8 protein-coding genes and 1 pseudogene are annotated in these 6925 nt (G+C 71.5%); 1 reads left to right on the forward strand and 8 read right to left on the reverse strand.

What is annotated here, in order from left to right; genetic code table 11:
- Positions 1–10: 10 nt before the first annotated feature.
- The 8 genes from AB4Z46_RS09860 to AB4Z46_RS09895 form a co-directional block, all read right to left on the reverse strand.
- Positions 11–934 (reverse strand): LD-carboxypeptidase, encoded by a 924-nt coding sequence (locus AB4Z46_RS09860; protein WP_442283304.1) that lies wholly within the window; start codon positions 932–934, stop codon positions 11–13.
- Positions 931–2025 (reverse strand): tRNA adenosine(34) deaminase TadA, encoded by a 1095-nt coding sequence (gene tadA, locus AB4Z46_RS09865; protein ID WP_442283305.1) that lies wholly within the window; start codon positions 2023–2025, stop codon positions 931–933. The genes AB4Z46_RS09860 and tadA overlap by 4 nt, the downstream gene beginning before the upstream one ends.
- The gene (locus tag AB4Z46_RS09870) at positions 2015–2242 is read right to left on the reverse strand and encodes a hypothetical protein (RefSeq protein WP_442283306.1); all 228 of its coding nucleotides are present in this window, start codon (positions 2240–2242) and stop codon (positions 2015–2017) included. The genes tadA and AB4Z46_RS09870 overlap by 11 nt, the downstream gene beginning before the upstream one ends.
- Before the next feature lies 1 nt (position 2243).
- Positions 2244–2870, reverse strand: coding sequence for an FMN-binding negative transcriptional regulator (locus AB4Z46_RS09875; RefSeq protein WP_442283307.1), 627 nt, complete (start codon positions 2868–2870; stop codon positions 2244–2246).
- 54 nt (positions 2871–2924) lie between these two features.
- Positions 2925–3611: an ankyrin repeat domain-containing protein gene (locus tag AB4Z46_RS09880; protein WP_442283308.1), complete on the reverse strand. Its 687-nt coding sequence runs from the start codon at positions 3609–3611 to the stop codon at positions 2925–2927.
- A 5-nt stretch (positions 3612–3616) separates the two neighbouring features.
- Positions 3617–4144, reverse strand: a complete 528-nt coding sequence (locus AB4Z46_RS09885) for a GlcG/HbpS family heme-binding protein (RefSeq protein WP_442283309.1) — start codon at positions 4142–4144, stop codon at positions 3617–3619.
- Between the two features lie 120 nt (positions 4145–4264).
- The gene (locus AB4Z46_RS09890) at positions 4265–4885 is read right to left on the reverse strand and encodes a response regulator transcription factor (RefSeq protein WP_442283310.1); all 621 of its coding nucleotides are present in this window, start codon (positions 4883–4885) and stop codon (positions 4265–4267) included.
- Positions 4882–6369, reverse strand: coding sequence for a sensor histidine kinase (locus AB4Z46_RS09895; RefSeq protein WP_442283311.1), 1488 nt, complete (start codon positions 6367–6369; stop codon positions 4882–4884). The genes AB4Z46_RS09890 and AB4Z46_RS09895 overlap by 4 nt, the downstream gene beginning before the upstream one ends.
- 112 nt (positions 6370–6481) lie before the next feature.
- On the opposite strand from AB4Z46_RS09895, the pseudogene AB4Z46_RS09900 reads away from it, so the two are divergent.
- Positions 6482–6925 (forward strand): annotated as a pseudogene (locus tag AB4Z46_RS09900) (hypothetical protein); the annotation flags it as partial.

The following is a 6925-nucleotide window of genomic DNA, read 5'->3' on the forward strand; positions in this document are numbered from 1 at the left end:
GGGGGCGAGCTCAGTGCTTGTGTCCCCAGACCATGAAGACGTCCCGGCCGTCGGCGGCAAGCTCCACCTTGGCGCCGACCGGCAGCAGCACCTTGGTCGGTACATGACCGAACGGCAGCCCGGTCAGCACCGGCGTCTTGATCAGCTCGCGCAGGCGGGCGACCGCGGTCTGCATGCCGAAGCCGCGGTCGTGCGGAGCTTTGCGGATGCCCGTGAACTGCCCGAACACGATCGCCTTCTGCCGTCCCAGCACGCCCGCATGGCGAAGCTGGTCGAGCATGCGCTCGACCCGGTACGGATGCTCGTTGACGTCCTCCAGGAACAGCACGCCCTTGTCGACGGCCGGGAACCAGGGCGTGCCCAGCAGGCTGGTCAGCACGCACAGGTTGCCGCCCCACAGCACCGCGCCGTGGATGCTGCGCAGCGCCGGCAGGTCGGCGCTGTCGCGTGCAGGCATGCGCCAGCCGGTGCCTTCGCCCTGCCCGCTCAGCAGGTCGCCGAAGCAGGCTTCCATGATGTCGTCGGCCCCCGCTTCGGCGCCGAAGTCCTCGCCGACCGCGGGGCCGGCCCAGGTCACGGCGCCGGTCTTGGCCAGCAGCGCACTCTGAAAAGCCGTGAAGTCGCTGAGCCCGACGAACTCGGTGCCGCGATGGATCGCCTTGGCCACCGCCTTGTAGGGAATCGCGTCGAGGATCCGGGTGAGGCCGTAGCCGCCGCGCGAGATCAACGCCACGTCGGCGCCACTGGCTGCGGCGCGCGAGATCGCGGCCAGGCGCGTCGCATCGTCGCCGGCGAAGCGTTGATGGGTGGCGAGCGCGGCCTCGTCGAGTTCGACTTCGTGGCCGAGGGCCTGGAGCCGCTTGACGCCACGCTTGAATGCGGCCTTGTCGCGCACGGCGCTGGAGGGCGAATAGATGTAGATGTGCTTTTTCACGGGGCGAAGTATCCCATTGCCTCCCGGGCGAGCCGCGCCGCCTGATCCGGCGTCGGACCGGAGACATGCTTCGGGATCGGGCCCAGGGCCCGCAAGGCGGCCTCGTAGCCGCGATCGGGGAACGGCGCGCGCCAGGCGGCGGCCACCGGCCCGGCGCCGTCCGGCGCCAGCATCACGACCGGGAAACGTCCGGGCGCGGCGTCGGCCAGCAGCGAGGCCCAAGCCGTGGCGCCGGCGCTGTGCAGCAGCGCCAGCGGCCCGGGGGTCAGTCGCTCCTGTTGCGCGAGCCGCTGCAGCCACTCGAGCAGCAGGTCGCGGTGCCAGTCGACGCTGTGCGCCGCTTGCCGCTTGGGCTTGTCGCTCTGGCCGAAGCCGATCAGGTCGGGCGCCAGCACCCGAAGCCCCGGCACACCCACGACGTGCCGAAAGAAGTAGCTCCATTCGCCCGGACCGTGCAGGCACAGGCAGGTGCAAGCCGCGTCGAGCGGGCCTTCGTCCAGGTAGTGCATGCGCCAGCCGTGCTGGCTCGGCAGATCGCTCACGTGGTGCGGCGCGAACGGGTAGTCGCCCAGTTCGGCGAAACGGTCGGCTGGTGTTCGCAGGGCATCGTCGCGCAAGGGCTCGGCTGCTTCGCGGACGGCGCTGCGGCGGTCCCGGAAGAAGGCTTGCAAGAGCGCCTGGCAGTCGGCGGCGAGCACGCCGCCCTGCACTTCCGTGCGATGGTTGAGCCGCGGCTCGCGGAACAGGTCGAGCACCGATCCCGCGGCACCGGTCTTCGGATCCGCGGCGCCGAAGACCACCCGGGCCAGCCGCGCATGGAGCATGGCGCCGGCGCACATCGCGCACGGCTCGAGCGTCACGAACAGTTCGCAGCCATCGAGCCGGTAGTTGCCGAGCGCGGCACCCCCCGCGCGCAGCGCATTGATCTCGGCATGTGCGCTCGGGTCGTGCAGCGCGATCGGCGCGTTGCGGCCGCTGGCGACGCGTTGGCCGTCCTTGACCAGCACCGCGCCGATGGGCACCTCGCCGGCCTCGGCGGCTTGCCGCGCCTCGGCCAGCGCCAGCGCCATCCAGTCGGCGTCAGTTGCCATCGGGCATCGGTCGCGGCTGCATGGCGGCATCGAGCGACTGCTTGACCTGCTGCTGGATCTGCTGGCTCTGCGCGCGCGCGTCGCCGGCCGGGGCTCCGGCGGTCGCGGCCGGCCCCGCCGGCAGCACCGGCGCCGCGACGCCACCCAGCTGCTTCTTGACCAGCAGCCCGACGATGACCAGCGCGAGCAGGAGTCCGATGAGTCCGAGCGCGCGCATCTCAGGCCTCCCCTGCCATGCCAAGCCGCAGCATCCAGTCCGCGAGCGCGCGCTCGTCGGACGTGCCTTCGCCGTAGACGGCGAACATCGCGGCGTGCGATTCCTTTCGATGCTGGTTGAGCTTGACCTTGCATTGCAGCGCCGTCACCTTCAGCTCGAAGCCGACGATGCCGTTGAGCATCTTGTGCTGGAAATCCTGGCCGAGGTCGCGCCATTGCTGCGCATAGGCCGGTTCGTGCTGGCCGATCAGGCGCTTGAGCAGCGTGTCCTTTTCCTGGGCTTCTTCGATCAGCCGCGCCTCGACCGTGCAATGGACGGCCAGGTAGTTCCAGGTCGGCACCCGCGCCAGGTCCGGGTAGACCGATGGCGAAAGGTAGGCGTGCGGCCCGAGGAAGCTCACGAGTGCCCGCGGCCGCGCCTGCAGGTGGCGCCAGTGCGGATTGGGCTTGGCGCAATGGCCGAAGAGCACGAAGTCGTCCGGCCCGCGTTCGTCGAGGACGAGCGGCAGGTGCGTGACGGTGGGCAGGCCCTCGTCGTCGTTCGAGATCAGGCTGGCGAACGGATGGTCGCGCATGAGCTGCGCGGCGACGGCGCGGTCGGTGACGTTGAACTGCGGCGGCATGTACATGGGGCGTGATCCTGCGATCCCGGAACGGGGTCGCCCGATTGTCCCCGAGCCGCCCTACCTTGCGCCTGCGGCGCGCAGCTTTTCCACCATCGCGCCGTAGCCGCGCGCGCTCGCGAGTTGCAGCGGCGTGTTGCCCTGGCGATCCGCCAGCTGGAGACTGGCACCGGCGTCGACCAGCGCCGCCAGCGCGCGCTGATGGCGCGGACCGCCGTCGCCGAGCACGATCACCTCGATCAGCGCGGTCCAGTGCAGGTTGTTGACGTGGTCCAGCGGTGCGCCGGCGGCGATCAGCCGGCGCACCACCTCGTCATGCCCGAGGTGGGCCGCGGCGATCAGCGCCGTGCCGTCGTAGCGGCTGGTGGTCTGGCCCGCACTGGCGCCCAGCGAGAGCAGCAGCGCCAGCGTCGGCACGTCGTCGGCGACCGCGGCGATGGTCACGGCGTCGTAGCGGTCGTTCTCGAGCGGATCGAGCTTCGCACCGGCCTTTGCCAGGGCGGCGATGGCTTCGCGCTGCCGTGCGTGGGTCGCCACTTGCAGCGGTGTGCGTCCGAGGCCGTCGCGCGCCTCGAGGTCGGCGCCGCCGGCGATCAGCGCCTGGAGCTGCGGCAGGTCGCCGCGCCAGGCCGCTCGGTGCAGGCCCTGGTAGGCCCGCACCTCGTCGGCGGTCGGCGCCACCTGGGCCGCGACGGGGCCGGCCAGGCCGGTGGCGACCAGCGCCAGGGCGACAAGGACGGCCTTCATCGCGTTCAGCCGAGCTGGCCCTTGATCTTGTCGATCGCCGTGTTGGCGCATTGCTCGTCGAGGTGCCCGCCCGGCGCGCCGCCGACGCCGACCGCGCCGATGACTTCGTTGCCCGACTTGACCGGCACGCCGCCGCCCAGCAGCAGGAAGCCGGGGATGTTCACGAGATTCGCCGCCGCGGGGTTCTTTTGCGCGTTCTCCATCATCGCCAGGGTCGGCGTCTTGGCCGAGGCCGAGGTCCAGGCCTTGCGCTCGCTCGCCGCCAGTGTGTGGGAGCCGGCATTGTTGGCGCGCTGCACGGCGCGCACGGTGCCGGCGCGATCGACCACGGTCGCGGCGACCGCGTAGCCGTTGGCGGCGCAGGCGGCGACTGCCGCACCGGCGATCTCGTTCGCGAGTTCGAGCGACATGTTCTTCTCGGCCCGTACGGACGGGCTCGGTGCCGGTGCCGGTGCCGGGGCCTGGGCCTGCACGCTCAATGCGGAAGCGGTGAGCAGGGCGGCGAGGCTGGCGAGGCGAATGGACGGGTGCATGAAGAAGTTCTCCGAAAGGGGTTGAGCAGGTTGCGCCGGCACACCGCCGACGGCAACGCCACTTTAGGAATCACGGCGCCCGGCGGCCATTCGTACGGCTACCTCCGGCACTCCGTAGAACTACGGAGCGTCGACCAGTCCGGCGTAGCGTCGGATCAGCTGTGCCAGCGAGTCGCATTCGAGCTTGGCGAACAGGTTGGCCCGGTGCGACTCCACCGTGCGTGGCGAGAGGGTCAGCGCGCGTGCGATCTCCTTGTTGGTCAGGCCGGCGACGATGAAGCCCAGCACCTCGCGCTCGCGCTCGGACAGCTGCTGATGGCGCTCGCGCGCCGCCTGGTCGGCCTGGGTCCGCTCGCGCGAGTTGACATGCTGGCGCACCGCCTGCTGCAGCGCCTCGAGCAGCTGCTCGTCGTCCACCGGCTTCTCGAGGAACTCCGCCGCGCCCGCCTTGAAGGCGCGCCGGCACATCTCCACCGTGCCGTGCCCGGTGAGCATGATCACCGGCTGGTCGACGCCCTGCGCGATCAGGGTATCGAGCAGCGCGAGCCCGCCGATGCCGGGCATGCGCACGTCGAGCACGATGGCGCCGATGCCGCCGCGGTCGAAGCCGTCGAGGAACGCCTGCGGATCGGCCCAGGTCTGGGCCCGCAGGCCGACGGTGCCGATCAGCAGGGCCAGGCTCTCGCGCACCGCAAGGTCATCGTCGATCAGGTGGATCAGCGGGGACAGCGTTCCGCTCATGCCGGCCGCTCCGGATCGGCGCGGCTGGCGAGCGGCAGGCGCAGCGTGAAGCGCGCACCGCGCGGCGCGGCATGCTCGGCGCCGAGCGAGCCGCCCATGCCGCTGGCCAGCGTCTCGCACAGGCTCAGGCCGAGCCCGAGGCCGCCTTCGCGCGTGCTGTAGAAGGGCTCGAACACCCGCCGCAGGGTATCGGCCGGGAAGCCGGGCCCGTTGTCGGTCACGCTGAGGATGCCGCAGCCGTTGTCGAGGTCGATCGCCAGACGCAGGCTGCGCTCGCCGCGCGGCACCTCGTCGAGCGCCTGCAGCGCGTTCATCAGCAGGTTGTGGACGATCTGCTCCAGCGCCACCGGCTCGGCCTGAACCACCACCGGCGGGTGGGCCGCATCGTCGATCGCCGGCACCACGGTCCTGCGGCCCAGCTCGGGCGCGAGCAGGTGCAGTGCGCTGCGCAGGGTGTCCCGCAGCGCCACGGGCCGCATCTCGGCCTGCCGGTCGGGCCGCTCGATCACGCGGCGCAGCCGGCCCACCACCTCGGCGGCGCGACGCGCCTGTTCGGCGGCCTGTTTCATGGCGGAGCGCGCGGTCGCCAGTTCCGGCGGCTCCTCGTCGAGCAGCCGCCCCGCCGCCTGCGTGTTCGCCAGCACGGCCGTCAGCGGCTGGTTCAGTTCGTGCGCCATGCCGGCCGCCAGTTCGCCGAGGGCATTGAGGCGCGCCACCTGCCCCAGCCGCAGCAGTTCCTCGGCGCGGCGCCGCGCGACGCGCTGGCGCCGCAAGGCGCGGGCACCCCCCAGCACCGCGGCCATGGCGAGCGACCAGGCCGTCATGGCGGCCCAGGGCAGTTCGCGCCAGGACACGCGCCGTTCGGCCACCAGTTCGAAGGCCTGGCTCTCCGAGGCCAGCACCTTGCGGAAGCCGAACCGCCAGCCACCGTCGTCCGCGACCCGGTCGCCCGGCTGCACGACGAACCGCTGCCCGCCCTGCTCCAGGGTCACGCGCACCGGGCTGGCCTTCGGGTCCATCGGCCAGTCGCGCCAGGGCACGGCGGTGGCGAGGTCGATGGCAAGGGCGTAGCTGACGGGCAGCGCACCGATCACCAGCCGGTAGCGGCCATTCGAAAAATCGTCGGCGACGAATTCGGCCCGGTGCAATTCGCGCGAGCGGGCCTCCGCGCGGGCGAGCGACGGCTCCGGCCATGCCGCGCCGGCCTCGCGCCGCTGGACGTCGAGGATGGACGGATAGACCGAAGGCAGGCGCCGCTCGGGCCGCGCGGCGCCCGCCGCCGGCTCCAGCAAGGCCAGCGTTGCCAGCACGGCGTCGTACTGCACCACCTGCTGGCTCATGAGCCGATGCGCGATGCGGCCGTTGACCTCGAAATCCTCGTGCAGCTGCCGGATCTCGGCCCGCGCCAGCCACACCGCACCGGCGCCGGCGGCCAGCAGCCATGCGAGCCACCAGCCCCCTTGCGTACGCAACCATTGCCTCATGGCGCGGATTGTGCCCGCGGCGCGGACGCACCCGTGTCTGGCGCTTGCATTGGCTGCCTGCCTGCGCTCACAATCTGGGCGCCCGAGCGGCCCAACCACCCCGGGCTTCCGCATGTCAACACCCCTCCCCACTGAAGCGGCGACGGATCTCACGCAGGACTCGGCAACCCGCGTGGCCAAGCACATGGCCAAGACGCAAAGCCGGGACATGACGCGCCTGGTGCTCGGGCTGATCAAGCCCTACCGGGCCTGGCTCGTGATCGTCTTCGCGGCGATGATGGTCGAGATCCTCATGAGCCTGGCGGCGCCCTGGCCCCTCAAGCTGGTGCTCGACGACGCGCTGGGCACCCACCACCTGCCGCCGTGGCTCGAATGGGCGCATCAGTTCGGCATCGGCCGCCATACCCTGGGCGTCGCGCTGTTTGCCGGCATCGCCACCATCCTGATCGCGGTCATCGGCGGCATCGCGACCTACATCGACAACTACTACACCACCAGCATCGGACAGTGGGTCGCCAACGACCTGCGCCTGCGCATCTACGAGCACCTGCACCGG

It is taken from the genome of Variovorax sp. M-6 (genome assembly GCF_052114385.1).
In the GTDB taxonomy this organism is placed as follows: domain Bacteria; phylum Pseudomonadota; class Gammaproteobacteria; order Burkholderiales; family Burkholderiaceae_C; genus Variovorax.

Coding starts and splice junctions, on each gene's coding strand:
- tadA (WP_442283305.1), bottom strand. CDS start 2,025: ATGGCAACTGACGCCGACTGGATGGCGCTGGCGCTGGCCGAGGCGCGG.
- AB4Z46_RS09870 (WP_442283306.1), bottom strand. CDS start 2,242: ATGCGCGCGCTCGGACTCATCGGACTCCTGCTCGCGCTGGTCATCGTC.
- AB4Z46_RS09875 (WP_442283307.1), bottom strand. CDS start 2,870: ATGTACATGCCGCCGCAGTTCAACGTCACCGACCGCGCCGTCGCCGCG.
- AB4Z46_RS09880 (WP_442283308.1), bottom strand. CDS start 3,611: ATGAAGGCCGTCCTTGTCGCCCTGGCGCTGGTCGCCACCGGCCTGGCC.
- AB4Z46_RS09885 (WP_442283309.1), bottom strand. CDS start 4,144: ATGCACCCGTCCATTCGCCTCGCCAGCCTCGCCGCCCTGCTCACCGCT.
- AB4Z46_RS09890 (WP_442283310.1), bottom strand. CDS start 4,885: ATGAGCGGAACGCTGTCCCCGCTGATCCACCTGATCGACGATGACCTT.
- AB4Z46_RS09895 (WP_442283311.1), bottom strand. CDS start 6,369: ATGAGGCAATGGTTGCGTACGCAAGGGGGCTGGTGGCTCGCATGGCTG.